Genomic DNA, 25,233 nt, shown 5'->3' on the forward strand with positions numbered 1-25,233 from the left:
TCATCCTTCGTCGGTTCGTACCGTGGAGGTCCGCCTCCCGGCGGTCCTCCCGGTGCTGACTACCGGGCCGGGACCCTCGCGCTGGGCGAGGGCCCACCGGCCCGCGTGCGGCGCTCGAGCTAGCCGATCTGACCGAAGATGTCGATCCGGTGGCCCTCGGCAAGGCTGACGATCGCCCGCTTGGTGCTGGGGCGCTGACCGAAGCCCGCCCGCGTCCGCTTGCGCTTCCCCTGGCGGTTGATCGTGTTCACGCTCGTCACCTTGACGCCGAAGATCTGCTCGACAGCGATCTTCACCTGCGTCTTGTTGGCGTTCTTGCGCACCAGGAAGGTGTACTTGTTGTGCTCATCGATCAGGCCGTAGCTCTTCTCGGAGACGACCGGCTTGAGGATGATGTCGCGCGGGTCGGCGATCTTCTCCATCAGGCCTCTTCCTTCCCGCTGCCGCCCAGACGGGCCACGACCTGGTCGTACGCCTCACGGGTGAAGACCACGTCGTCGTAGCACAGCACGTCGTAGGTGTTCAGCTGGCCCGCGTCCAGGAGGTGGACCTCCGGCGCGTTGCGCAGGCTCAGCCAGGTGAGCTCGTCGGCGGAGTCGACCACCACGAGCACGCTCGCCGCCTGCGTGATCTTGCGGAGCGCCTCAAGCGCCGACCTGGTCTTCGGGGTCTCCCCGGTGACCAGCGTGCTGACCACGTGGACGCGACCGCCGGAAGCCCGGTCGGACAGGGCGCCGCGCAGGGCGGCGGCCTTCATCTTCTTGGGCGTCCGCTGCGAGTAGTCACGCGGCTGCGGGCCGTGGACGACGCCACCACCGGTGAACTGCGGGGCCCGGGTCGAGCCCTGACGGGCGCGGCCGGTGCCCTTCTGCCGGTACGGCTTCTTGCCACCGCCGGAGACGTCGCCCCGGGTCTTGGTCGCGTGGGTGCCCTGCCGGCGAGCGGCGAGCTGGGCGACGACGACCTGGTGGATCAGCGGGATGTTGACCTTGGCCTCGAAGACGTCACCGGGCAGGTCGACGGTCCCCGTCTTGGCGCCGCTGGCGTCGAGGACGTCAATGGTGGTACTCACTTCGCCTCCTCGCTGCGCTCGTCGGTTAGTGAGCACACGCTGATGTACTGGCTGGTTCGCTCGCTCACTTGGCCACCGCGGCCTTCTTGGCGGCGGTGCGGACCAGCACCAGGCTGCCGTTCGGGCCGGGGATCGCACCCTTGATCAGGATGAGACCCTTCTCGGCGTCCACGGAGTGGACCTTGAGGCTCTGGACCGTGGTGCGGACGTTGCCCATCCGGCCGGCCATGCGGAGGCCCTTGAAGACGCGACCGGGGGTCGCGCAGCCGCCGATGGAGCCCGGCGAGCGGTGCTTGCGCTGCGTACCGTGCGAGGCGCCGAGGCCGCGGAAGTTGTGCCGCTTCATGACACCCGCGAAGCCCTTGCCCTTGCTCTTGCCGGTGACGTCGACGTACTGCCCCGCCTCGAAGGTGTCGGCCAGGACTTCCTGGCCCAGGGTGTACTCGGACGCGTCGTCGGTGCGAACCTCGGCGAAGTAGCGGCGGGGGGTGATGTCGTGCTTGCGCAGGTAGTCACCCAGGGGCTTGTTGACCTTGCGCGGGTCAACCTGGCCGTACCCGAGCTGCACGGCGGAGTAGCCGTCCCTCTCAGGGGTGCGGACCCGGGTCACCACGCACGGACCGGCCTCGACGACGGTGACCGGGACCACCCGGTTCGCCTCGTCGAAGACCTGGGTCATGCCGAGCTTCTTGCCCAGGACGCCCTTGATCTGCTTAGCCATGTCAGTGCGTTCCTTAGAGCTTGATCGAAATGTCGACGCCGGCGGGAAGGTCGAGACGCATGAGCGAGTCAACCGTCTTGGGCGTCGGGTCGATGATGTCAATCAGCCGCTTGTGGGTGCGCATCTCGAAGTGCTCACGGCTGTCCTTGTACTTGTGCGGCGACCGGATGACGCAGTACACGTTCTTCTCGGTCGGCAGCGGCACCGGGCCAGCGACCTTGGCGCCGGTCCGCGTCACCGTCTCGACGATCTTCTTGGCCGAGCTGTCGATGACCTCGTGGTCATACGCCTTGAGCCGGATGCGGATCTTCTGTCCCGCCATAGTGGCCTCGGTGTCCTTCGCTGTCGTCCTATTAAGCTTCATGCGGCCCACTGCCGCTGGTCATGCCACGCGTCCGACGCTCCGGAACCGGTCCGGCCAGTCCGTGATCTGGCAGTGGCTTCGGTCGAATCGCGGCCGAAAGCACTGCGAGATCACGGTTTCGTCGTCCGTGGCGGAGCCGTTTCCGGCCCCTGCGTGGTGTGGCGGCCAGGCCCCTGAAGGCCCGGCCGCCACGCCGCGGTGCGCTACTTGATGATCTTCGTGACGCGACCGGCGCCGACGGTGCGGCCACCCTCGCGGATCGCGAACTTCAGGCCCTCTTCCATGGCGATGGGCTGGATCAGCTCAACGCGCATTTCCGTGTTGTCGCCCGGCATGACCATCTCGGTGCCCTCGGGGAGGTTCACCACGCCGGTCACGTCAGTCGTACGGAAGTAGAACTGAGGACGGTAGTTGTTGAAGAACGGCGTGTGACGGCCGCCCTCGTCCTTGGACAGGATGTAGACCTGCGCCTCGAACTCGGTGTGCGGGGTGGTCGTGCCCGGCTTGATGACACACTGACCGCGCTCGACGTCCTCGCGCTTGATGCCGCGGAGGAGCAGACCGACGTTGTCACCGGCCTGGCCCTCGTCGAGGAGCTTGCGGAACATCTCGACGCCGGTGACGGTCGTCGTGGTGCTCTTCTCCTTGATGCCGATGATGTCGACGGTCTCGTTGACCTTGACGACACCGCGCTCAATACGGCCGGTGACGACAGTGCCACGACCGGTGATCGAGAACACGTCCTCGATCGGCATCAGGAACGGCTTGTCGGTGTCACGAACGGGCTCGGGGACGTTCTCGTCCACGGCGTTCATGAGCTCGATGATCGAGTCGCCCCACTTCTCGTCGCCCTCGAGCGCCTTCAGCGCCGAGACGCGCACGACCGGCAGGTCGTCGCCCGGGAACTCCTGAGCGGAGAGGAGCTCGCGAACCTCGAGCTCGACGAGCTCCAGGATCTCCTCGTCGTCCACCATGTCGGCCTTGTTCAGGGCGACGACGATGTACGGAACGCCGACCTGGCGGGCCAGGAGCACGTGCTCCTTGGTCTGCGGCATCGGGCCGTCGGTGGCGGCCACGACCAGGATCGCGCCGTCCATCTGGGCGGCACCGGTGATCATGTTCTTCACGTAGTCGGCGTGACCGGGGCAGTCCACGTGAGCGTAGTGGCGCTTCTCGGTCTGGTACTCGACGTGCGCGATGGAGATCGTGATTCCGCGAGCCTTCTCCTCGGGCGCCTTGTCGATCTTGTCGAACGGGGTCGCCTCGTTGAGCTGCGGGAAACGGTCGTGAAGCACCTTGGTGATCGCCGCGGTCAGAGTGGTCTTGCCGTGGTCGATGTGCCCAATGGTGCCGATGTTCACGTGCGGCTTGTTCCGCTCGAACTTGGCCTTGGCCACTGGTCTGTCTCCTTAGAGATTCTGACTTGACTTGCGTCGTGCAACTCAGGCTCCGTCCGGCGGGCACCCGCAGGTGCCCGCCGGACGGCGAGCGGAACTATTCGCCCCGAGCCTTCGCGACGATCTCCTTGGCGATGCCCGGGGGCACCTCCGCGTAGGAGTCGAACTGCATGCTGTAGCTCGCCCGACCCTGGGTGCGGCTGCGCAGGTCTCCCACGTAGCCGAACATCTCAGAGAGCGGGACGAGCGCCCTGATGACACGGGCGCCGGACCGTTCGTCCATTGCCTGGATCTGTCCCCGCCGACCGTTCAGGTCGCCGATGACATCTCCCATGTAGTCCTCGGGCGTGGTGACCTCAACGGCCATCATCGGCTCGAGGAGTACGGCGTCCGCCTTGCGCGCGGCCTCCTTGAAGGCCATCGAGCCGGCAATCTTGAATGCCATTTCGGACGAGTCGACCTCGTGGAAGGCGCCGTCCTGAAGGGTGACCTTGACCCCGACCATCGGGTAGCCGGCGAGGACGCCGAACTCGGCCGCCTCCTGCGCGCCCGCGTCCACCGACGGGATGTACTCCCTGGGGATGCGGCCACCGGTGACCTTGTTCGCGAACTCGTAGCCGTCGTTGCCCTCGCCCAGCGGCTCCAGGTCGATGATCACGCGCGCGAACTGGCCGGAACCACCGGTCTGCTTCTTGTGCGTGTACTCGACCTTCTCCACCTTGCGGCGGATGGTCTCGCGGTAGGCGACCTGCGGGCGGCCGACGTTGGCCTCGACCTTGAACTCGCGGCGCATCCGGTCGACGAGGATCTCCAGGTGGAGCTCGCCCATACCCCAGATGACCGTCTGGCCGGTCTCCTCGTCGCGGCGGACCTGGAAGGACGGGTCCTCCTCGGCCAGCCGCTGGATCGCGGTGCCCAGCTTCTCCTGGTCGCCCTTGGTCTTGGGCTCGATCGCGACGTTGATCACCGGAGCGGGGAACGTCATCGACTCGAGCACGACCTGCTTGGCCGCGTCGGACAGGGTGTCGCCGGTCGTGGTGTCCTTCAGACCCATGACGGCGACGATCTGGCCGGCGCTCGCGGTCGGGCGCTCCTCGCGCTTGTTCGCGTGCATCTGGTAGATCTTGCCGATCCGCTCCTTCTTGCCCTTGACCGAGTTCACCACAGTGGTGCCGGCCTCGAGCGTTCCGGAGTAGATGCGGATGTAGGTCAGCTTGCCCAGGTGCGGGTCGCTCATGATCTTGAAGGCCAGCGCGGCGAACGGCTCGTTCGGGTCCGGGTGGCGCTCCACGACCTCCTCCTCGTTGCCCACCGCGTGGCCCTTGAAGGCCGGGATGTCGGTGGGCGCGGGGAGGTAGGCGACGATCGCGTCGAGCAGGGGCTGGACGCCCTTGTTCTTGAAGGCGGTGCCGCAGAGGACCGGGTTGATCGCACCGGTGATGGTCGCGCGGCGGAGGGCCGCGACGAGCTGCTCCTCGGTGGGCTCGACGCCCTCCAGGAAGAGCTCCATCAGCTCGTCGTCGTTCTCGGCGACCGTCTCGACGAGCTTGTCGCGCCACTCACGAGCCGCGTCCGCGTGGTCGGCCGGGATGTCGACGGTGTCGTACATCTCGCCCTTGGCGGCCTCGGCGCTCCAGATCAGGGCCTTCATCTTCACCAGGTCGATGACGCCCTTGAAGTCGGCCTCGACGCCCCAGGGAAGCTGGATGACCGCCGGAGTGGAGTTCAGCCGGCTGATCATCATGTCGACACAGCGGTGGAACTCCGCGCCGACCCGGTCCATCTTGTTGACGAAGCAGATCCGCGGAACGCCGTAACGGTCCGCCTGACGCCACACGGTCTCCGACTGCGGCTCCACGCCCGCGACACCGTCGAACACGGCGACCGCGCCGTCGAGGACGCGCAGCGACCGCTCGACCTCGATGGTGAAGTCGACGTGGCCGGGCGTGTCGATGATGTTGATGGTGTGGCCGAGCCACTCACAGGTCGTCGCGGCGGACGTGATCGTGATGCCGCGCTCCTGCTCCTGCTCCATCCAGTCCATGGTGGCGGCGCCCTCGTGGACCTCACCGATCTTGTAGTTGATACCGGTGTAGAACAGGATGCGCTCGGTCGTCGTGGTCTTGCCCGCGTCGATATGGGCCATGATGCCGATGTTGCGGACCTTGGCCAGGTCAAGAGCGGTCGTGGTGGCCACTTCTTCGCGTCCTTAACTCGTCGTCGGTGCCTACTACCAGCGGTAGTGGGCGAAGGCCTTGTTGGACTCGGCCATCTTGTGCGTGTCCTCGCGCCGCTTGACGCTGGCGCCGAGGCCGTTGCTCGCGTCGAGGAGCTCGTTCATGAGCCGCTCGGTCATGGTCTTCTCACGGCGTGCCCGCGAGTACTGGACGAGCCACCGCAGGGCCAGGGTGGTGCTGCGCGAGGCCTTGACCTCGACCGGCACCTGGTAGGTGGCGCCACCGACGCGACGGCTCTTCACCTCGAGCGTCGGCCGGACGTTGTCGAGCGCACGCTTGAGGGTGACGACCGGGTCGTTGCCGGTCTTGTCCTTGCAACCCTCGAGGGCGCCGTAGACGATCGACTGCGCCAGGGAGCGCTTGCCGTCCAGGAGAACCTTGTTGATCAGAGCGGTGACCAGGGGCGAGTTGTGCACCGGGTCGGCGACCAGCTGGCGGCGGCCAGGGGAACCCTTGCGCGGCATGTCAGCTCTTCTCCTTCTTCGCGCCGTAGCGGCTGCGGGCCTGCTTGCGGTTCCGGACGGCCTGAGTGTCCAGCGAACCACGGATGATCTTGTAGCGAACACCCGGCAGGTCCTTCACACGGCCGCCGCGCACGAGCACCATCGAGTGCTCCTGAAGGTTGTGGCCGACACCGGGGATGTAGGCCGTGACCTCGATGCCGTTGGTGAGCCGAACACGGGCCACCTTGCGCAGCGCCGAGTTGGGCTTCTTGGGGGTCGTCGTGTACACGCGGGTGCAAACGCCGCGCCGCTGCGGGCTCCCCTTGAGGGCAGGAGTCTTGGTCTTGCTGACCTTGTCCTGCCGGCCCTTTCGGACCAACTGCTGAATGGTGGGCACCGCGTCTCCGTTTCGTGCCTAGCCGGTGATACGTAGGTCCCGATCGAGGTGGCGATGCCGCCCCGTCCGGGCTTGCAGGTACTGCCGGTGTCATGACCTGCTGGTTTTGTGTCTCCTTCGACCCACGCGGTCGGGCGTGTCGTGGACGGGCCACACCACACCCGGGCGTACCCGGCCGATCTGGAGAGGTCATCCGGCGCTCCGCCCGATCCCTTACTGGGACAGGCTCCCGAGCGCACGCATGCGAGCCCATGAAGCATGGGCACGAAGACAAAGACTACCCAGCGCTGTTGATGACGTCAAAACGACATCCGCCGGATCGTCGTATCCGTGCCATGTTTCCGCTGCCTGCTCGGCACAGGCCGCCAAAGGGCTCGGAGCAAGTGTACCGGTCGCCCAGGTGTCACTCCGCCACTTTCGCCCGTGAGACACAGCGACACGACACGGTCTCGTGAGCGCCCGAGCCGCGAGGGGCGCGACGGAGCGAGCGCAATAGACACAGAAACGCCCGGAGCGGTGACCGCTCCGGGCGTTCCCTGTCACGCGACTCAGCGGCCGTACTGGCCGAAGTCGTACTCCTCCAGCGGAACGGCCTCGCCGCTGCCGGAACCGAAGGTGTAGTCCGACGCGGAGCCGTCGTAGCCGCCGACGGTGTACATGGCGGCCTTGGCCTCCTCGGTCGGCTCCACCCGGATGTTCCGGTACTGCGGCATGCCCGTACCGGCCGGGATGAGCTTACCGATGATGACGTTCTCCTTGAGGCCGAGCAGCGAGTCCGACTTGGCGTGGATCGCCGCGTCGGTGAGGACTCGCGTCGTCTCCTGGAAGGACGCCGCCGACAGCCACGACTCGGTGGCGAGCGAGGCCTTGGTGATGCCCATCAGCACCGGACGGCCGGACGCGGGCTGGCCGCCCTCGGCCACGGTCTGGCGGTTCATGGCCTCGAACCGCGGCCGCTCGACCAGCTCGCCGGGCAGCAGCTCGGTGTCGCCGGACTCGAGGACGTTCACCCGCTTGAGCATCTGGCGGACGATGACCTCGATGTGCTTGTCGTGGATCGACACACCCTGCGACCGGTAGACCTGCTGCACCTCGTCGACGAGGTGGAGCTGGACCGCCCGGGGGCCGAGGATCCGCAGGACCTCGTTGGGGTTGCGCGCACCGGCGATCAGCAGCTGGCCGACATCCACGCGCTGGCCGTCGGAGACGAGCAGCCGCGACCGCATCGAGACCGGGTACGCCACCTCTTCGGAGCCGTCGTCCGGAGTGATGACGATCTTGCGGGTCTTGTCGGTCTCGTCGATCCGCGCCCGGCCGGCGACCTCGCTGATCGGGGCCACACCCTTGGGGATGCGGGCCTCGAACAGCTCCTGGACACGCGGCAGACCGTGGGTGATGTCGGCGCCCGCCACACCACCGGTGTGGAAGGTCCGCATGGTCAGCTGGGTGCCCGGCTCACCGATGGACTGGGCGGCGATGATGCCGACCGCCTCGCCGACGTCCACGAGCTTGCCGGTCGCGAGCGAACGGCCGTAGCAGGTGGCGCAGACACCGATCTTGGCCTCACAGACCAGCGTGCTGCGGGTCCTGACGGTCTCGACACCGGCCGCGACCAGCGCGGTCACGATGGCGTCGTTGATGTCGACGCCCGCCGAGGCGACCAGCTTGCCGTCCACCTCGACGTCCTCGGCCAGGATCCGGCCGTGCACGTTGCTCTCGGCGTTCTCGGCCTTGACCAGGTTGCCCTGAGCGTCGCGCTCGCCGACGTGCAGCGGGACGGCCCTGTCGGTGCCGCAGTCGACCTCGCGGACGATGACGTCCTGGGCGACGTCGACCAGACGACGGGTCAGGTAGCCGGAGTCGGCGGTCCGCAGAGCGGTGTCCGCCAGACCCTTCCGCTGACCGTGGGTGGAGATGAAGTACTCCAGCACCGACAGGCCCTCGCGGAACGAGGACTTGATCGGCCGCGGGATCGTCTCACCCTTGGTGTTGGACACCAGGCCGCGGATACCGGCGATCTGCCGGACCTGCATCTTGTTACCGCGGGCGCCGGAGTTGACCATCATCCAGACCGGGTTGGTCGCCGGGAACGCGTTGATCATGTCGGTCTCGACGTCCGCCGTGGCATGCGTCCAGATCTCGATGAGCTCCTGGCGGCGCTCCTCGTCCGTGATCAGACCCCGGTCGTACTCCCGCTGGACCTTGTCGGCGCGCTTCTCGTACGACTCCATGATCGCGGGCTTGTTCGGCGGCGCGACGACGTCCTCGATCGAGATCGTGACACCGGCGCGGGTCGCCCAGTAGAACCCGGCGTCCTTCAGGGAGTCGAGGGCGTTGGCGACCTCGACCTTCGGGTACCGCTCGGCCAGCTCGTTGACGATCGCCGAGAGCTGCTTCTTGCCGACCTGGTAGTTCACGAAGGGGTAGTTGTCCGGCAGCGTCTGGTTGAACAGGCACCGGCCCAGCGTGGTCTCCAGCCGGAACGGCTCGCCAGGCTCCCAGCCCTCGGGGCCCTCCCAGCCGCGCGGCGGCGGGACGTCCTTGAGGCGGACCTGGATCTTGGCCTGGATGTCCAGCTCGTGGCGGTCGTGGGCCATGAGGGCCTCCGACACCGTGGTGAACACCCGGCCCTCGCCGACGCCGCCCTCCTTCTGGGTGGTCAGCCAGTACAGACCGATGACCATGTCCTGGGTGGGCATCGTCACCGGCTTGCCGTCGGCCGGCTTGAGGATGTTGTTCGTGGACAGCATCAGGATCCGCGCCTCGGCCTGGGCCTCGGCGGACAGCGGCAGGTGCACCGCCATCTGGTCGCCGTCGAAGTCCGCGTTGAACGCGGTGCAGACGAGCGGGTGGATCTGGATGGCCTTGCCCTCGACCAGCTGCGGCTCGAAGGCCTGGATGCCCAGACGGTGCAGGGTGGGCGCGCGGTTGAGCAGCACCGGGTGCTCGGTGATGACCTCTTCCAGCACGTCCCACACGACCGGCTTGGACCGCTCGACCATCCGCTTGGCGGACTTGATGTTCTGCGCGTGGTTGAGATCGACCAGACGCTTCATCACGAACGGCTTGAACAGCTCCAGCGCCATCTGCTTGGGCAGGCCGCACTGGTGGAGCTTGAGCTGCGGGCCGACGACGATGACCGAACGGCCGGAGTAGTCGACGCGCTTGCCCAGCAGGTTCTGCCGGAAGCGGCCCTGCTTGCCCTTGAGCATGTCGCTGAGCGACTTGAGCGGACGGTTGCCGGGGCCCGTGACCGGGCGGCCGCGGCGGCCGTTGTCGAACAGGGCGTCGACGGCCTCCTGGAGCATCCGCTTCTCGTTGTTCACGATGATCTCGGGCGCGCCGAGGTCGAGCAGACGCTTGAGGCGGTTGTTCCGGTTGATGACCCGGCGGTACAGGTCGTTCAGGTCGGAGGTCGCGAACCGGCCACCGTCGAGCTGGACCATGGGACGCAGGTCCGGCGGGATGACGGGGATGCAGTCGAGCACCATGCCGCTGGGCGAGTTCCGTGTGTTGAGGAACGCCGCCACGACCTTGAGCCGCTTGAGGGCGCGGGCCTTCTTCTGGCCCTTGCCGCTGCGGATGGTCTCGCGCAGGTTCTCGGCCTCGGCGTCCAGGTCGAAGCTGTTGAGCCGCTCCTGGATCGCCTGGGCGCCCATGCCGCCGCGGAAGTAACGACCGAAGCGGTCGCGCATCTCGCGGTAGAGCAGCTCGTCGCCCTCCAGGTCCTGGACCTTGAGGTTCTTGAAGCGGCTCCAGACCTCCTCCAGCCGGTCCAGCTCGCGCTGGGCCCGGTCGCGGAGCTGGCGCATCTCGCGGTCGGCGCCCTCGCGGACCTTGCGGCGGGCGTCGCCCTTGGCGCCGCTGGCCTCCAGCTCGGCCAGGTCGGACTCGAGCTTCTTCTGGCGAGCCTCGATGTCGGCGTCCCGGCGCTGCTCCACGTGCTGCCGCTCGACGGAGATCTTCGCTTCGAGGGACGGCAGGTCGCGGTCACGCATCTCGATGTCGACATGCGTGATCATGTACGCCGCGAAGTAGATGACCTTCTCCAGGTCCTTCGGGGCGAGGTCGAGCAGGTACCCCAGACGGGACGGGACGCCCTTGAAGTACCAGATGTGCGTGACGGGAGCGGCCAGCTCGATGTGGCCCATCCGCTCGCGGCGCACCTTGGCGCGCGTGACCTCGACGCCACAGCGCTCACAGATGATGCCCTTGAAACGGACGCGCTTGTACTTGCCGCAGTAGCACTCCCAGTCGCGGGTGGGACCGAAGATCTTCTCGCAGAAGAGTCCGTCCTTCTCCGGCTTGAGGGTGCGGTAGTTGATGGTCTCGGGCTTCTTCACCTCACCGTGCGACCACTGCCGAATGTCGTCGGCGGTCGCGAGGCCGATGCGCAGCTCGTCGAAGAAGTTGACGTCGAGCACTGGATAATCCCCTTTTTGATCAGACCTCGTCGACGGTCATCGCGCCCTCGTGGGGACGCCGGGACAGATCGATGCCGAGCTCTTCCGCCGCGCGGAAGACGTCCTCGTCGGTGTCACGCATCTCGATGGACATGCCGTCGCTGGAGAGCACCTCGACGTTGAGGCAGAGCGACTGCATCTCCTTGATAAGGACCTTGAAGGACTCGGGAATGCCCGCCTCGGGGATGTTCTCACCCTTGACGATGGCCTCGTAGACCTTCACCCGGCCCAGGACGTCGTCGGACTTGATGGTCAGCAGTTCCTGCAGGGCGTAGGCGGCGCCGTACGCCTCCAGCGCCCACACCTCCATCTCGCCGAACCGCTGCCCGCCGAACTGCGCCTTACCACCCAGCGGCTGCTGGGTGATCATGGAGTACGGGCCCGTCGACCGGGCGTGGATCTTGTCGTCCACCAGGTGGAGCAGCTTCAGGATGTAGATGTAACCGACCGAGATCGGGTGCGGGAACGGCTCGCCGGAGCGGCCGTCGAACAGACGCGCCTTGCCGTTCTCGCCGACCATCCGCTCGCCGTCCCGGTTGACCAGCGTGTTGCTCAACAGGCCGACGATCTCCTCCTCGTGGGCGCCGTCGAACACCGGCGTGGCGACCTTGGTGAACGGCTTGACCTCACCCAGGCCCTTGTCGCGCAGCCGCTCGGCCCACGCCTCCTCCACGCCGCTGACGTCCCACCCTCGGGCGGCGATCCATCCCAGGTGGGTCTCCAGCACCTGGCCGACGTTCATCCGGCCGGGCACGCCCAGCGGGTTGAGCACGATGTCGACCGGGGTGCCGTCCTCCAGGAACGGCATGTCCTCGACCGGCAGGATCTTGGAGATGACGCCCTTGTTGCCGTGCCGGCCCGCGAGCTTGTCCCCATCGGTGATCTTGCGCTTCTGCGCCACGTAGACGCGGACCAGCTCGTTGACCCCCGGAGGAAGCTCGTCGCCCTCCTCACGAGAGAACACGCGGACGCCGATGACCTTGCCCGACTCACCGTGCGGCACCTTCAGCGAGGTGTCACGCACCTCACGGGCCTTCTCCCCGAAGATCGCCCGCAGCAGCCGCTCCTCCGGCGTCAGCTCCGTCTCACCCTTCGGCGTGACCTTGCCGACCAGGATGTCGCCGGTCACGACCTCGGCACCGATGCGGATGATGCCCCGCTCGTCGAGGTCGGCCAGCACCTCCTCGGAGACGTTGGGGATGTCGCGGGTGATCTCCTCCGGGCCCAGCTTGGTGTCGCGGGCGTCGACCTCGTGCTCCTCGATGTGGATCGACGACAGCACGTCGTCCTGCACCAGCCGCTGGGACAGGATGATCGCGTCCTCGTAGTTGTGACCCTCCCACGGCATGAACGCCACCAGCAGGTTCTTGCCCAACGCCATCTCACCGTTGTCGGTGCACGGCCCGTCGGCGATGACCTGGTTGACCTCCACCCGGTCACCCTCGGCGACCATCGGCTTCTGGTTGAAGCAGGTGCCCTGGTTGGACCGCTTGAACTTCGCCACCCGATACGTCGTGCGGGTGCCGTCGTCGTTCATCACGGTGACGTAGTCGGCCGAGACCTCCTCGACCACACCGGCCTTCTCCGCGCTGATCACGTCGCCGGCGTCGGTCGCGGCACGGTACTCCATGCCGGTGCCCACCAGCGGCGCCTCGCTCTTCAGCAGCGGCACCGACTGCCTCTGCATGTTGGAGCCCATCAGCGCCCGGTTGGCGTCGTCGTGCTCCAGGAACGGGATCATCGCGGTCGCCACCGACACCATCTGACGCGGCGACACGTCCATGTAGTCGACCTCGGACGGATGGACCGCCTCGAACTCGCCGCCCTTGCGGCGGGCGAGCACCCGGGTCTCGGCGAAGCCGCCGTCGGCGTTCAGGACCGTGTTGGCCTGCGCCACGACGTGCCGGTCCTCCTCGTCCGCGGTCAGGTAGTCGATCTCGTCGGTGACCCTGCCGTCGACGACACGCCGGTACGGCGTCTCGACGAAGCCGAAGGAGTTGACCCGGCCGAACGACGAGAGCGAACCGATGAGGCCGATGTTCGGGCCTTCCGGCGTCTCGATCGGGCACATCCGGCCGTAGTGGGACGGGTGCACGTCACGAACCTCGAAGCCGGCCCGCTCACGGGACAGACCGCCGGGACCCAGCGCCGACAGTCGGCGCTTGTGGGTCAGACCCGCCAGCGGGTTGGTCTGGTCCATGAACTGCGACAGCTGGGACGTGCCGAAGAACTCCCGGATCGAGGCGGTGACGGGACGCACGTTGATCAGGGTCTGCGGCGTGATCGCCTCGACGTCCTGGGTCGTCATCCGCTCGCGGACGACACGCTCCATGCGGGCCAGGCCCAGGCGGACCTGGTTCTGGATCAACTCGCCCACCGTACGCAGACGGCGGTTGCCGAAGTGGTCGATGTCGTCGGTCTCGACGACCACCTCACGGCCGCCCGCGCCCGCCATCGACTCCTCACCCGCGTGCAACCGCACCAGGTATTCGATGGTGGCAACGACGTCTTCCTCGGTCAGCGTGCCCTGCGTGATCTCCGAGTCGACGCCCAGCTTCTTGTTGATCTTGTAGCGGCCCACCTTCGCCAGGTCATACCGCTTGGGATTGAAATACAGATTCTCCAGCAACGCCTGCGCCGACTCCTTGGTCGGCGGCTCACCCGGACGCAGCTTGCGGTAGATGTCCAGCAGCGCGTCATCCTGACCGGAGGTGTGATCCTTCTCCAGCGTCGCCCGGATCGACTCATACTGACCGAACCGCTCAAGAATCTGGTCGCTCGTCCACCCCAGCGCCTTCAGCAGCACGGTCACGGGCTGCTTGCGCTTACGGTCGATCCGCACCCCGACGCTGTCACGCTTGTCGATCTCGAACTCCAGCCAGGCCCCCCGCGAGGGAATCACCCGGCAGCCGAACAGATCCTTGTCGGAGGTCTTGTCGACCGAACGATCGAAGTAGACACCCGGCGACCGGACCAGCTGGGACACCACCACACGCTCGGTCCCGTTGATGATGAACGTGCCCTTCGACGTCATGAGCGGGAAGTCGCCCATGAACACCGTCTGGCTCTTGATCTCACCCGTGGTGTTATTGATGAACTCAGCCGTCACGAACAGCGACGCCGAGTAGGTCATGTCCTTGTCTTTGCACTCGTCAACCGAGTGCTTGGGCGGCTCGAACCGGTGATCGCGGAACGACAGGGACATGGTCCCGGAGAAGTCCTCAATCGGACTGATCTCTTCGAAGATCTCCTCGAGACCGGACTGAGCCGGAACGTCCCTGCGCCCGGCCTGACGAGCCGCCTCGACCCTGGCCTTCCATCTCTCGTTGCCCACGAGCCAGTCGAAGGACTCGGTCTGCAGGGCGAGAAGGTCGGGAACTTCGAGCGGCTCCTCGATACGTGAGAACGACACGGTACGGGGACCGGCGGGAACGGCGGAGGCGTTGCGCGAGGCTGCCAACAGATGTCCTTCCGAGGGCTCGCGGACTGACTACACGCACGCCAGACGACCGGGACCAAGTATCACTTAGAGAAGCGGTCGCCAAAGGGCAGCGCAAAGGGGCAGTGTAGCCGATGGGCATACACCTGTCCAGTTCGCTCTCGCTCTGCGCTCCACGTTGCTGGCAGCATCACCCGTCCGCGCCGAAACGTCAAGCCCGAGAGCCCACATTTCGCCTAAGCGACAGGCACCACGCTGGGTTTTCCCGCTCCCCGTGACCGATGATCCAGGAGTCTCCGAGTCCGTACCCGCGACCCGGCCCCGGTAACGCTCAGTCACGCGAAGGGGCCAACGCTGACCAATGGTCGACGCTGCCGTGCCTTGGGATACCCACAGCACGGCTTGTCCCAAACGGACTCTTTAATAACAATTTAATCTCGCGGCTCAGCGAGCGGGCGTGTCCCCCAGCAGGGTCGACATGTCCGAGGCCCGCCAGCCGTCGCCGTCCGTGACCAGCACCAGCCGCACCCTGCCCTGGGCGACCTGCTGGCGGGGGGTGGCCGACCCCGGCTCGACCCGGCTGGTGACCGTGTTCACGAACACCAGGATCCGGACCTCCTCGGGCGTCGCCGACTCGACTCCCGCGGCGGCGACGACCGCCTGCCGGACCGTCTGGCGGTGCCGCGCGTCGGGCGGGATCGTCTGGGCCAGTCGCGTGTAGTCGTCGGTCAGCCGGCCCGTCGTGCGTCCCCGAGCCCTGGCGAGGTCGCGGTCCACCGTCCGGTAGTCGTACGACAGGAGATCGGGCACCAGCGCCCGGGCCGCCGCCAGAGCGCTTTCCGCGGCCCTGTCGTTCTCCTGGAGCTGCCGCAGCGCGCGGTAGGTCGAAAAGCTCGCGACGGCGAGCGCGAGGGCGGCCAAGACCAACACAGCCCGCGCCAGCAGTCGCCTCACGGGACGCGCTCCGCAGCCGCGACCAGCCAGAGACCGCCGGCCTCGGTCACCTTCATGCGCCACCGGTAGAAACGCTCCTCCGGGGCGGCCTTCTTGCCGTCCTCCCAGTGGATCTCGGCGTCGGCCACGATCAGCACCTCCGCCGTACGCCGGTCGGCGGAGAGCGACTCGAGCGCGGACGCCCGCAGCACCCCGGTCTGCACGACCTTCTTCTCCAGAGTGGTCGCCCGCAGCGCGGGGGCGTTCTTCTCGTAGTCGGCGCGCTCCTGCCCCGTCGCGGTGGCCAGGGCGCGTTTGAGGTCGTCGTCGACCGTGCGGTGGTTGACGGACAGGAGCGCCACGGCGTGGGCGGCCGCCGCCCGCACCACCGCCTCGCGGTCGGCGGCCAGCGCCCGCTCGTCGGCGAGCTGGACGTTCAGCCAGTACGCGAGACCCGCCAGCACGAGGACGAGGGCGGTCAGCAGCGCCGTCGGCGGCACGCTACGGGACCGGGGAGCCCGCGCCGCGTCCGCCATGCCACCTCCCGTCGCCGGCCTCCCGTCCCGTGGGGCCGGTCGCCGGGATCATAACCCGGCCCGCCCGCGCCGCGGGGGCCGTCCGGGCTCTCTGTGGACGCGCCCGTGAAACGCCGCCGTGGAACGCCGAAGGGGCGGACCATCCGGCACCTGGATGGACCCGCCCCTCAGGGATGAAGCGTGTTACTTGACCGTGACGGTGGCGCCGGCGCCCTCCAGGGCGGCCTTCGCCTTCTCGGCCTGCTCCTTGTTGACCTTGCCGTCGAAGACGGGCTTGGGAGCGCCGTCGACGAGGTCCTTGGCCTCCTTGAGGCCCAGGCTGGTCAGGGCCCGGATCTCCTTGATGACCTGGATCTTCTTGTCGCCGGCGGCCTCGAGGACGACGTCGAACTCGTCCTGCTCCTCGGCCTCCTCCGCCGGAGCGGCGCCACCGGCCGCGGGGGCGGCCATGACGGCGGCCGGGGCGGCGGCCTTGACGTCGAAGGTCTCCTCGAAGAGCTTCACGAACTCGGAGAGCTCGAGGAGGGTCATCTCCTTGAAGCTGTCGAGCAGCTCGTCGGTGCTGAGCTTAGCCATGATGTGTTCCTCCAGTGGATCTAACAAACGTGAAAAGGGACCGCGGTGCGCGCTTCCCCCGCCCGCTGAGCGGACCTACTCGCCGGCCTCTTCGCGCTTGGCGCGCAGAGCCTCGGCCAGTCGAGCCATCTGTGTGGGCAGCGCGGCGAAGGTGGCGGCAGCCTGGGACTGCTTGGCCTTCAGCGCACCGGCCAGCTTCGCGAGGAGCACCTCACGGGACTCAAGGTCGGCAAGCTTAGTGATCTCGGTCGGGCTCATCGACTTGCCGTCGACGACGCCACCCTTGATCACCAGGAGGGGGTTGGCCTTGGCGAAGTCACGCAGACCCTTGGCCGCCTCGACGACGTCGCCCTTGACGAAGGCGACGGCGGTCGGGCCCTGGAACAGATCGTCCAGCGAGTCGATCCCGGCGTTGTTCGCCGCGATCTTGGTCAGCGTGTTCTTCGCCACGGCGAACTTCGCATTCCCACCGAGAGAGACGCGCAGCTCCTTGAGCTGGGCGACGGTGAGACCGCGGTACTCGGTCAGAACGGCGGCGCTGCTGCTCTCGAACTCATTCTTGAGCTCGGCGATAGCACCGCTCTTGTCTGCCTTCGCCATGGGCCTCCTTCCAGATGTGCCGCCGGCGAAGGGCCCGGAAAACGAACAAGCCCCGAGCGCAGGCGCACGGGGCTTGGACAGACATGACATGTCCCAAGCATCTCCACACCTGCGCGGGTCGTCCGCTGAGCGGAACCTTCGGTCATCGGGCTTCTCACCCGGTGACGACCGGCGGTCTTCGGCAGGAGACAGAATACGTGTCAATCCCTAGGAAGCCAAATCACCCTCCCACGGGAGCGCGTCCCGGCATCTCGCCCACCTGGTCGGCCGGCGGCGTGTAGATCGTGACGGCGTCGTTGAACCCCTTGAACAGGACCGTCGCCGTGAACGTGCCCTTGTCCGCCACGCCGCCGTTCAGCTCGACCTTGCGCGGCAGTCCCTGCCCGTCGATCCAGGCGTCGAACTTGACGTCCTTGGCCTCGGCGAGGCGGCTCTTGAGCTCCGCCTGGGCGTCCTGGGGAAGCTGCTTGGCCGCCTGGTCCACCTTGAAGGTGCCCGAGTAGTGCGTCGTGTCCTCGCCGCCCACCGACTCGGTGCCCACGGCCTTCGCGTCCGTGGACGCGGTGAGCAGCGCGACGCTGTTCTTCAGGTCGAACTGCTGGGCCTGGGCGAGGTACTGGTCCACGTTCACGCCGGCCCGGTCGCCGAGCTGCCTGAGGTCGAGCTTGATCCACGGCTTGGTGGCACCGACGAGGTTCTTGAGCGCGTCCACCTTGACGTACGCGACGTCGCCCCGGACGATCGCGCGGACGGCGCCCGGCAGGTTCTGCCCGCGGAACGACACCTGGTTGAGCGTGATGTCGGTCGCGATCTGCGGAGTCTTCTGGTAGAGCATGCTGCCCTGCACGCTGCCCGCGCCTTCCTGGGCGCCGGAGAAGTTCACCACGACGTCCGCGGAGTAGGACGTGACGTCGTCGGCCTTCTGCGCGGTCTGCAGCAGCACCTCGGAGGCCGAGAGCTTGGCGTTGTCAAGGGTGGCGGTCGTAGCCGCCCCGCACCCCGCGACCGTGAGCGTGGCCACAGCCCCCGCGGCCACCAGTATTCGGCGCATCATTCACCCTTTCTTGTCCCCGATTTACGTGCCCTTGACCCTATGCGCCTAACGTCCGAGACGCGCCGATCCCGGCTGAAGACGCATGAGGTGTGCACAATCTCTGCACGATCACAGTCTCCGGGCGCCCGCAGGCTTCCGGTGTGGATGTCGGCCGGTACGGCCGGAGATCAGGCCTCGATCTCGGCGGCCATGCCCCGCGTCACGTTCGGGTCGACCGGGATGCCGGGGCCCATGGACGTGGTGAAGGTGACCTTCTTCAGGTAACGGCCCTTGGCCGCCGACGGCTTGAGACGCAGCACCTCGTCGAGCGCGGCGGAGTAGTTCTCCAGGAGCTGACGCTCGTCGAAGGACGACTTGCCGATGATGAAGTGCAGGTTCGCGTGCCGGTCGACACGGAACTCGATCTTGCCGCCCTTGATGTCGGTGACGGCCTTGGCGACGGCGGGGGTGACGGTGCCCGTCTTGGGGTTCGGCATCAGGCCACGGGGACCGAGCACGCGGCCCAGGCGGCCGACCTTGCCCATCAGGTCCGGCGTGGCGACGACGGCGTCGAAGTCGAGGCGGCCCTTGGCGACCTCTTCGATCAGCTCGTCGGAGCCGACGATGTCGGCGCCCGCCGCGCGGGCCTCCTCGGCACGGTCGCCGGTGGCGAAGACCAGGACCCGGGCGGTCTTGCCGGTGCCGTGCGGGAGGTTGACGGTGCCGCGGACCATCTGGTCCGCCTTACGCGGGTCGACGCCCAGCCGCAGGGCGACCTCGACGGTGGCGTCGAACTTCGTGGTCGCGGTCTGCTTGGCCAGCCGGACGCCGTCGAGCGGGCTGTACAGGTTCGCGCTGTCGACCTGCGCCGCCGCGTTCTTCCAGTTCTTACTGCGCTTCACGGTGTTCTCCTCATGGAGTTCGTGGTCCGGGCCAGCGCCGGCCCTGCCACTCTGCTTCTTGCCACGCCTTCGGGCGTGTTGCCGCGCCCTCGCGAGGGGACTAGTCGGCGATCGTGATGCCCATGGAGCGGGCGGTGCCGGCGATGATCTTCTCCGCGGCCTCGACGTCGTTGGCGTTGAGGTCCTGCATCTTGGTCTCGGCGATCTGGCGCAGCTGCTCGCGGGTGAGCTTGCCCACCTTGTCCTTGTGCGGGTTCGCGCTGCCCTTCTGCAGACCGGCCGCCTTCTTGATCAGCTCAGGCGCCGGCGGCGTCTTCGTGATGAAGGTGAAGCTGCGGTCTTCGAAGATGGTGATCTCAACGGGGATGATGTTGCCCCGCTGGGCCTCCGTCGCAGCGTTGTACTGCTTGACGAAGTCCATGATGTTGACGCCGTGCGGACCGAGGGCGGTACCGACCGGCGGGGCGGGCGTGGCCTGTCCAGCGGGAAGCTGGACCTTCACCAGTGCCGCGACCTTCTTCTTAGGAGGCATTTGTCCTTCTCCGGGTCCTTTGTCTTACACATCCCCTCACACGCGTACGGAGCCGCCACAGGACGGCTCCCGAACGCGAATGAGGACGGCTATCGAGTCTACGCGAGGCTGTCAGATCTTCGAGACCTGGTTGAACGACAGCTCGACGGGGGTCTCCCTGCCGAAGATGGAGACGAGCACCTTCAGCTTCTGCGACTCGGCGCTGATCTCGCTGACCGTCGCGGGCAGCGTGGCGAAGGGACCGTCCATGACGGTGACCGATTCGCCCACCTCGAAGTCGACGGTGGCGGCCGCCGCCTTGGTCGTCGCCTTCTTCGTCTCCTCGGACGGCTCCGGCGCGAGCAGCTTGGCGACCTCGTCGAGGTTGAGCGGGCTCGGCTTGTTCGACAGGCCGACGAAACCGGTCACGCCCGGCGTGTTGCGCACGGCGGCCCAGGACTCGTCGGTCAGATCCATGCGCACCAGCACATAGCCGGGCAGCACACGCTCCTTGATGGGCGTCTTCTTACCGCCCTTGAACTCCGTGATCGTGTGAGTCGGGACCTCGACCTGGAAGATGAAGTCCTCCATGTTGAGGGAGCCGGTCCGGCTCTCGATGTTCTGCTTCACACGATTCTCGTAGCCGGCGTAGGAGTGGATGACGTACCACTCGCCGAACTGACCGCGCAGCTGCCGCTTGAACTCTTCGACCGGGTCGACGTCCGGCAGGATGTCGCCGTCCTCGTCGACCTGCGGCGAGGCCTCGATCGAATCGGCGTCACCGGCGTCAGCGTCGTCGCCGCCGAAGCCGTCCGCCTCGGATTCGATGGCCTCGGACTCGACGGCCTCGGTGTCGGCGGCTGCTGAAACGGCCTCAGCCGGCTCGCTCTCCCACTCGTCGTGGGAGCCGTCGGCCGGCATCGGGGACTCGGACACGGGACTCTTCCTTCTTCGATCGATTTCCTGACGCCCGATGGGCGTCCCGTCCCGGATCAGGACCCGCCGAAGACCGCCAGCACAAGCTTCGTGAGGCCGAAGTCGAATCCGGCCACGACTCCGACCATGATCACAACAAAGCCGAGAACGATCGTGGTGTATGTGATCAGGTCGTTGCGCCGAGGCCAGATGACCTTACGCAGCTCGGCGACGACCTGCCGGTAGAAGAGAGCAGGAGAGGTGCGCCTGGCCTTCTTCTCGCCGGTCGGCTTGCCTGGCTTGCCAGCGGTCTCGCCGCGGGTGTCGATCGCCACAATTCTCACCTGATCCGTTGTGTCCGTCGCATGCGCGGCGCGCTTTCACGCCATTGTTGCGCGGACCGCACTCCGCAGGGCACGAGGGACTCGAACCCCCAACCGCCGGTTTTGGAGACCGGTGCGCTACCAATTGCGCTAGTGCCCTAAGCCGTGCACCACGATACCTGACGAACGCGTTGAAGCGCCCGCCCGACTTTCGCGTGGCCCACTAGTCGGTGAAGTGTACGTGGGATCGTCCACTTCGTCGAACCACGCGGCCGTACCGGGTGGAACCGCAGCCCGGGTGTCGCGTCGTGCAGGACAAAGGTAGCGCGCGCGGATGTCCGGATCAGGGATATGGAGCGGAATCCGCGTGGTGAGTCTGTAACGATGGAGCCATGACCCGACCTCGCATCTCCGCGCGGATTTCCGCGATCTCCGAATCCGCGACGCTCGCCGTGGACGCCAGGGCCAAGGCGATGAAGGCCGCCGGCCGCCCGGTCATCGGCTTCGGCGCCGGCGAGCCCGACTTCCCGACGCCCGACTACATCGTCGAGGCGGCCGTCGAGGCGTGCCGGAACCCCAGGTTCCACAAGTACACGCCCGCCGGTGGCCTGCCGGAGCTCAAGCAGGCGATCGCGGACAAGACGCGGCGCGACAGCGGGTTCGAGGTGCAGGCGTCCCAGGTGCTCGTCACCAACGGCGGCAAGCAGGCGGTCTACGAGGCGTTCGCGACCCTGCTCGACCCCGGTGACGAGGTCCTCGTCGTGGCGCCGTACTGGACGACCTACCCCGAGGCGATCAAGCTCGCGGGCGGCGTCCAGGTCGACGTGGTCACCGACGAGACGACCGGCTACCTCGCCTCGGTCGAGCAGCTCGACGCGAAGCTGACCGACCGCACCAAGGCGCTGCTGTTCGTCTCCCCGTCCAACCCGACCGGGGCGGTCTACTCCCCCGAGCAGGTCGAGGAGATCGGCCGCTGGGCGCTCGACAAGGGGCTGTGGGTCGTCACCGACGAGATCTACGAGCATCTCGTCTACGGCGACGCCCGCTTCTCCAGCATCGCGACGGCCGTGCCCGAGCTGCGCGAGCGCGTCGTCGTGCTGAACGGCGTCGCCAAGACGTACGCCATGACCGGCTGGCGGGTGGGCTGGCTGATCGGCCCGGCCGACGTGGTCAAGGCCGCCACGAACCTGCAGTCCCACGCGACCTCCAACGTGGCGAACGTCTCCCAGGCCGCGGCCCTCGCCGCCGTGTCGGGCGACCTGTCGGCCGTCGAGCGGATGCGTGAGGCCTTCGACCGCCGCCGGCAGACCATGGTCCGGATGCTCAACGAGATCCCCGGAGTCGTCTGCCCGGAGCCGCTGGGCGCGTTCTACGCCTACCCCTCGGTCAAGGCCCTGCTGGGCAAGGAGCTGCGCGGCCGGCGCCCGCAGACGTCCGCCGAGCTGGCCGAGCTGATCCTGGAGGAGGCCGAGGTGGCGCTGGTGCCGGGTGAGGCGTTCGGCACGCCCGGCTACTTCCGCCTCTCCTACGCCCTGGGCGACGACGACCTTGCCGAGGGCGTCAGCCGCGTGGCCAAGCTCCTGGGCGAGGCCCACTGAGCCGTCCGAGCTCACTGCGCTCACTGAGCCTTCCGAGGCCACTGAGCCGTCTGAGCGTCTGAGGTCGCTGAGCGCTCGATCGGGGCCCGGGCCGCGCGCCCGGGCCCTTCGCGCGCCGTCCGCCGGAGCCGGCGGCCGCGCTCGTGCGCGGGTCGCGGACCGGTGAGAGACGGAGTGCGGCACGATATGGAGATGCCGCGACCACTCCACATGCTCCCGAAGGCTCATCTCCACCTGCACTTCACCGGCTCCATGCGGCACGCGACTCTCGTCGAACTGGCGCGCGAGCGGGGCGTCCACCTGCCCGACGCGCTCCAACAGGACTGGCCGCCGAAGCTGCGGGCGACCGACGAGCGGGGCTGGTTCCGGTTCCAGCGGCTCTACGACATCGCCCGGTCGGTGTTACGGACACCCGAGGACGTCCGGCGGCTGTTGCGGGAGGCCGCCGAGGACGAGGCCGCGGAGGGCTCCCGCTGGCTGGAGATCCAGGTGGATCCGTCCGGGTACGCCCAGCGGTTCGGCGGGCTGACCGAGACGCTGGAGCTCGTGCTGGACGCGGCCGAGCACGCGGCGCGCGGGGCGGGCATCGGCATCGCGGTGATCGTGGCGGCCAACCGCACCCGTCATCCGCTCGACGCGCGGACCCTCGCCCGGCTGGCCGGGCAGTACGCCGGGCGGGGCGTGGTGGGCTTCGGGCTGTCCAACGACGAGCGCCGGGGCCGGGCCAGAGACTTCGAGCACGCCTTCCGCATCGCCAGGCGGGCCGGGCTGCTCGCCGTGCCCCACGGCGGCGAACTGCTGGGCGCGGCCAGCGTGGCCGAGTGCGTGGACGATCTGGGCGCCGACCGGGTCGGGCACGGCGTCCGCGCGGCCGAGTCTCCCCACCTGATGGAACGGCTCGCCGACCGGCAGATCACCTGCGAGGTGTGCCCGCTGTCCAACGTGGGCCTCGGTGTGGCCGAACGGCCCGAGGACGTGCCGCTGCGGCGGCTGTTCGACGCGGGTGTGCCCATCGCGCTCGGCGCCGACGACCCGCTGCTCTTCGGGGCCCGGCTGCTGCCGCAGTATGAGCTGGCCCGGGAGGTCTACGGCTTCGACGACGCGGAGATCGCCGAACTCGCCCGCCAGTCGATCCGCTCCTCGACCGCCCCCGACGGCGTGCGGAAGGAACTGCTGGCGGAGATCGACGCCTGGCTGGCCGCGCCGCCGGACGAGCCCGCCGCCGGCTGAACCTTTCGGCCTCTCTGTCGGGGTCTCTGCCAGCGGCGCCCCTCCAGCGGGCTCTATGAACGAGCTTTTCAGTGGGCCGAGCGCGCGATGCGCAGCGCCTCCGGGAGGTCCGGCCCCTCCAGCCGCAGCCCGACCATGCCCCGCTGCCAGATCAGTGTGGGCCCCGCCACCCGCTCGTCCCGGGCCTCGCCGCCGCTCGCGGGCACGTACGAGAGCGCGTGGGGCTGCCGGATCCACCAGCCACCCACCTCCGGCACCTCGTCCGGCCACGGCGGGCCCAGCTCCTTGTGGAAGACCACGGTGAGCGTGCCGTCATATTCGTCCAGGCGGATCCCGGGCCACAGCAGGGTCACCACCCGGGCGCCGTCGGCGATCCTGACGTCTCTCGGCTCCCCCAGAGCCGAGGGAACGGCTACCGGGAAGCGGGCGGCCTCACGAGCCTCGCCGAGCGTGACCCGCCGTTCGCCCGGCAGGGGGCTCGGCAGGCCGGTGGGCAGTGGACCTGGCCCGCCGACGTGGATCTCCACTCCGGCGAACCTGAGCACCGACGTGACGGCGGCCCGCCCCTGCGGAGTGGCGCCGAGCAGCACCGCGAGCACCACCGCCAGCGCCACGGCGAGCCGCCGGCGCGAGATCGTGAGCCGGCGCCGCCAGAACGGCGGGCGACGGCGCCCGGACGCCGGGGCGCGGCCGTCGGCCTCCGCCCGCTCGCGCTCGATGCGGGCCCGGACGGCCCGGGCCACGGCCGAGGGCGGCGGCGCCTGATCGCGGAGCGACTCGTTCAGCGACTCCCCCAGCGCGACGAGCTCGCCCGCCAGGTCCTCGAACCGGTCATCCCGCCGGTCGGATCGGCCATGCCTGTCATGCCCGTCATGCCCGTCAGGCGAGGAGCTCATCGCTCACCTCCTCTCGCAGGCGCCGCAGCCCGCGGAACGTCCGAGACTTCACCGTGCCCAGCCGTACGCCGAGGACCTCGGCCGTCTCCGCCTCGGACAACTGCAGGAAATACCGGCAGACCACCGCCTCGCGTTCCCGGTCGGGCAGGCGGCGCACCGCGTCGAGCAGCCGGGCCCGTCCGTCCGCCGCCACGGCGATCTCCTCCGGTTCCTCCTGCCCCTCCGGTCCGTACGGCTCCCGCTCCAGGCCGAGCCGGGCGCCGAGATCGGCCCGGCGGCCCCGCGCACGGGTGAGATTGTGCGTCTCGTTGGCCACGATGCGCAGCAGCCAGGGTTTGAAGGCCGACTCCCGGCGGAATGCGGCCAGGTGGCGGAACGCCTTGACGAACGCCTCCTGCACGACGTCCTCGGCCTCGTCGCCGGCTCCGAGCAGGCGGGCCGTCCGATGGGCGACCGCGCTGTACCGGGCGACCAGGGCCTCATAGGCGTCGAGGTCGCCCGCCAGGGAACGCGCTATGGCCTCGTCGTCGTCCATTGGGGGGTGCGAATGGGGAGGAATGAGAGGGGAAGCGTATGAGGCGACGACACACGCCGTCCAGCGGAACCCGGCACCGGCCCGATGGGCGGGCACTAGACTTTTCCAACGA

23 protein-coding genes and 1 tRNA gene are annotated in these 25,233 nt (G+C 68.1%); 2 read left to right on the forward strand and 22 right to left on the reverse strand.

The features are described from left to right. Positions 1-119 precede the first annotated feature (119 nt). The 20 genes from rplW to JOL79_RS13815 all read right to left on the reverse strand — a co-directional run bounded on the left by rplW (position 120) and on the right by JOL79_RS13815 (position 21,022). Positions 120-422 carry a 50S ribosomal protein L23 gene (gene rplW / locus JOL79_RS13720; RefSeq protein ID WP_210156158.1) on the reverse strand — a complete coding sequence of 101 codons (303 nt, stop codon included), beginning with the start codon at positions 420-422 and terminating at the stop codon, positions 120-122. Next, the gene (gene rplD / locus JOL79_RS13725; RefSeq protein ID WP_210156159.1) at positions 422-1,072 is read right to left on the reverse strand and encodes a 50S ribosomal protein L4; all 651 of its coding nucleotides are present in this window, start codon (positions 1,070-1,072) and stop codon (positions 422-424) included. Before rplD ends, rplW begins: the two co-directional genes overlap by 1 nt. A 64-nt stretch (positions 1,073-1,136) precedes the next feature. Next, complete coding sequence (rplC, locus tag JOL79_RS13730) at positions 1,137-1,793, reverse strand: 50S ribosomal protein L3 (protein ID WP_210156160.1); 657 nt, start codon at positions 1,791-1,793, stop codon at positions 1,137-1,139. Positions 1,794-1,806: 13 nt separating this feature from the next. Beyond that, positions 1,807-2,115 carry a 30S ribosomal protein S10 gene (gene rpsJ / locus JOL79_RS13735; protein WP_012887830.1) on the reverse strand — a complete coding sequence of 103 codons (309 nt, stop codon included), beginning with the start codon at positions 2,113-2,115 and terminating at the stop codon, positions 1,807-1,809. Between the two features lie 245 nt (positions 2,116-2,360). Further along, positions 2,361-3,554: an elongation factor Tu gene (gene tuf / locus JOL79_RS13740; protein WP_210156161.1), complete on the reverse strand. Its 1,194-nt coding sequence runs from the start codon at positions 3,552-3,554 to the stop codon at positions 2,361-2,363. Positions 3,555-3,651: 97 nt separating this feature from the next. Continuing rightward, positions 3,652-5,700, reverse strand: a complete 2,049-nt coding sequence (gene fusA, locus JOL79_RS13745) for an elongation factor G (protein WP_230984778.1) — start codon at positions 5,698-5,700, stop codon at positions 3,652-3,654. 84 nt (positions 5,701-5,784) lie between these two features. Continuing rightward, complete coding sequence (gene rpsG, locus JOL79_RS13750; RefSeq protein ID WP_030508317.1) at positions 5,785-6,255, reverse strand: 30S ribosomal protein S7; 471 nt, start codon at positions 6,253-6,255, stop codon at positions 5,785-5,787. Position 6,256: 1 nt separating this feature from the next. Further along, positions 6,257-6,631 (reverse strand): 30S ribosomal protein S12, encoded by a 375-nt coding sequence (gene rpsL / locus JOL79_RS13755; protein WP_030508316.1) that lies wholly within the window; start codon positions 6,629-6,631, stop codon positions 6,257-6,259. A gap of 548 nt (positions 6,632-7,179) precedes the next feature. Then, a complete protein-coding gene (locus tag JOL79_RS13760) occupies positions 7,180-11,055 on the reverse strand; it encodes a DNA-directed RNA polymerase subunit beta' (protein WP_210156163.1) in 3,876 nt (1,291 codons plus the stop codon). Between the two features lie 19 nt (positions 11,056-11,074). Further along, on the reverse strand, positions 11,075-14,554 hold the full coding sequence (gene rpoB, locus JOL79_RS13765) for a DNA-directed RNA polymerase subunit beta (protein WP_210156164.1): 3,480 nt from the start codon (positions 14,552-14,554) through the stop codon (positions 11,075-11,077). Between the two features lie 423 nt (positions 14,555-14,977). Further along, positions 14,978-15,487, reverse strand: coding sequence for an Rv1363c family protein (locus JOL79_RS13770; protein WP_210156165.1), 510 nt, complete (start codon positions 15,485-15,487; stop codon positions 14,978-14,980). Further along, complete coding sequence (locus JOL79_RS13775) at positions 15,484-16,002, reverse strand: Rv1363c family protein (protein WP_210156166.1); 519 nt, start codon at positions 16,000-16,002, stop codon at positions 15,484-15,486. The genes JOL79_RS13770 and JOL79_RS13775 overlap by 4 nt, the downstream gene beginning before the upstream one ends. A 183-nt stretch (positions 16,003-16,185) precedes the next feature. After that, on the reverse strand, positions 16,186-16,578 hold the full coding sequence (gene rplL, locus JOL79_RS13780; RefSeq protein WP_210156167.1) for a 50S ribosomal protein L7/L12: 393 nt from the start codon (positions 16,576-16,578) through the stop codon (positions 16,186-16,188). 75 nt (positions 16,579-16,653) lie between these two features. Further along, on the reverse strand, positions 16,654-17,178 hold the full coding sequence (gene rplJ, locus JOL79_RS13785) for a 50S ribosomal protein L10 (RefSeq protein ID WP_210156168.1): 525 nt from the start codon (positions 17,176-17,178) through the stop codon (positions 16,654-16,656). Positions 17,179-17,398: 220 nt separating this feature from the next. Continuing rightward, positions 17,399-18,229, reverse strand: a complete 831-nt coding sequence (locus tag JOL79_RS13790) for an SCO4651 family lipoprotein (protein WP_210156169.1) — start codon at positions 18,227-18,229, stop codon at positions 17,399-17,401. A 170-nt stretch (positions 18,230-18,399) separates the two neighbouring features. Next, a complete protein-coding gene (rplA, locus tag JOL79_RS13795) occupies positions 18,400-19,113 on the reverse strand; it encodes a 50S ribosomal protein L1 (protein ID WP_210156170.1) in 714 nt (237 codons plus the stop codon). A gap of 100 nt (positions 19,114-19,213) precedes the next feature. Next, positions 19,214-19,645 carry a 50S ribosomal protein L11 gene (gene rplK / locus JOL79_RS13800; protein WP_139580512.1) on the reverse strand — a complete coding sequence of 144 codons (432 nt, stop codon included), beginning with the start codon at positions 19,643-19,645 and terminating at the stop codon, positions 19,214-19,216. Between the two features lie 111 nt (positions 19,646-19,756). Continuing rightward, positions 19,757-20,560 carry a transcription termination/antitermination protein NusG gene (gene nusG / locus JOL79_RS13805; protein ID WP_307848517.1) on the reverse strand — a complete coding sequence of 268 codons (804 nt, stop codon included), beginning with the start codon at positions 20,558-20,560 and terminating at the stop codon, positions 19,757-19,759. A gap of 56 nt (positions 20,561-20,616) precedes the next feature. Further along, entirely contained in the window at positions 20,617-20,874 is a 258-nt protein-coding gene (gene secE, locus JOL79_RS13810) for a preprotein translocase subunit SecE (protein WP_210156171.1), read from the reverse strand. Between the two features lie 75 nt (positions 20,875-20,949). Continuing rightward, positions 20,950-21,022 (reverse strand) — tRNA-Trp (locus JOL79_RS13815). Positions 21,023-21,254: 232 nt separating this feature from the next. Here JOL79_RS13815 and JOL79_RS13820 point away from each other — a divergent pair. Next, positions 21,255-22,460 (forward strand): pyridoxal phosphate-dependent aminotransferase, encoded by a 1,206-nt coding sequence (locus tag JOL79_RS13820; RefSeq protein WP_210156172.1) that lies wholly within the window; start codon positions 21,255-21,257, stop codon positions 22,458-22,460. Between the two features lie 192 nt (positions 22,461-22,652). Further along, positions 22,653-23,690 (forward strand): adenosine deaminase, encoded by a 1,038-nt coding sequence (locus JOL79_RS13825; protein WP_210156173.1) that lies wholly within the window; start codon positions 22,653-22,655, stop codon positions 23,688-23,690. Between the two features lie 68 nt (positions 23,691-23,758). On the opposite strand, the gene JOL79_RS13830 is transcribed toward JOL79_RS13825, so the two are convergent. Both JOL79_RS13830 and JOL79_RS13835 read right to left on the reverse strand, forming a co-directional pair. After that, positions 23,759-24,586 carry a hypothetical protein gene (locus JOL79_RS13830; protein ID WP_210156174.1) on the reverse strand — a complete coding sequence of 276 codons (828 nt, stop codon included), beginning with the start codon at positions 24,584-24,586 and terminating at the stop codon, positions 23,759-23,761. Continuing rightward, positions 24,570-25,121 carry an RNA polymerase sigma factor gene (locus JOL79_RS13835; RefSeq protein ID WP_210156175.1) on the reverse strand — a complete coding sequence of 184 codons (552 nt, stop codon included), beginning with the start codon at positions 25,119-25,121 and terminating at the stop codon, positions 24,570-24,572. Before JOL79_RS13835 ends, JOL79_RS13830 begins: the two co-directional genes overlap by 17 nt. Positions 25,122-25,233 lie beyond the last annotated feature (112 nt).

Source organism: Microbispora oryzae (assembly GCF_017896165.1).
Taxonomy (GTDB): domain Bacteria; phylum Actinomycetota; class Actinomycetes; order Streptosporangiales; family Streptosporangiaceae; genus Microbispora; species Microbispora oryzae.

Bases quoted from the DNA above. Each gene is read 5' to 3' on its own strand.
- rplW (WP_210156158.1), bottom strand. From the start codon at position 422: ATGGAGAAGATCGCCGACCCGCGCGACATCATCCTCAAGCCGGTCGTC.
- rplC (WP_210156160.1), bottom strand. From the start codon at position 1,793: ATGGCTAAGCAGATCAAGGGCGTCCTGGGCAAGAAGCTCGGCATGACC.
- rpsJ (WP_012887830.1), bottom strand. From the start codon at position 2,115: ATGGCGGGACAGAAGATCCGCATCCGGCTCAAGGCGTATGACCACGAG.
- fusA (WP_230984778.1), bottom strand. From the start codon at position 5,700: ATGGCCCATATCGACGCGGGCAAGACCACGACGACCGAGCGCATCCTG.
- rpsG (WP_030508317.1), bottom strand. From the start codon at position 6,255: ATGCCGCGCAAGGGTTCCCCTGGCCGCCGCCAGCTGGTCGCCGACCCG.
- JOL79_RS13775 (WP_210156166.1), bottom strand. From the start codon at position 16,002: ATGGCGGACGCGGCGCGGGCTCCCCGGTCCCGTAGCGTGCCGCCGACG.
- rplL (WP_210156167.1), bottom strand. From the start codon at position 16,578: ATGGCTAAGCTCAGCACCGACGAGCTGCTCGACAGCTTCAAGGAGATG.
- rplJ (WP_210156168.1), bottom strand. From the start codon at position 17,178: ATGGCGAAGGCAGACAAGAGCGGTGCTATCGCCGAGCTCAAGAATGAG.
- JOL79_RS13790 (WP_210156169.1), bottom strand. From the start codon at position 18,229: ATGCGCCGAATACTGGTGGCCGCGGGGGCTGTGGCCACGCTCACGGTC.
- rplK (WP_139580512.1), bottom strand. From the start codon at position 19,645: ATGCCTCCTAAGAAGAAGGTCGCGGCACTGGTGAAGGTCCAGCTTCCC.
- JOL79_RS13820 (WP_210156172.1), top strand. From the start codon at position 21,255: ATGACCCGACCTCGCATCTCCGCGCGGATTTCCGCGATCTCCGAATCC.
- JOL79_RS13825 (WP_210156173.1), top strand. From the start codon at position 22,653: ATGCCGCGACCACTCCACATGCTCCCGAAGGCTCATCTCCACCTGCAC.
- JOL79_RS13830 (WP_210156174.1), bottom strand. From the start codon at position 24,586: ATGAGCTCCTCGCCTGACGGGCATGACGGGCATGACAGGCATGGCCGA.
- JOL79_RS13835 (WP_210156175.1), bottom strand. From the start codon at position 25,121: ATGGACGACGACGAGGCCATAGCGCGTTCCCTGGCGGGCGACCTCGAC.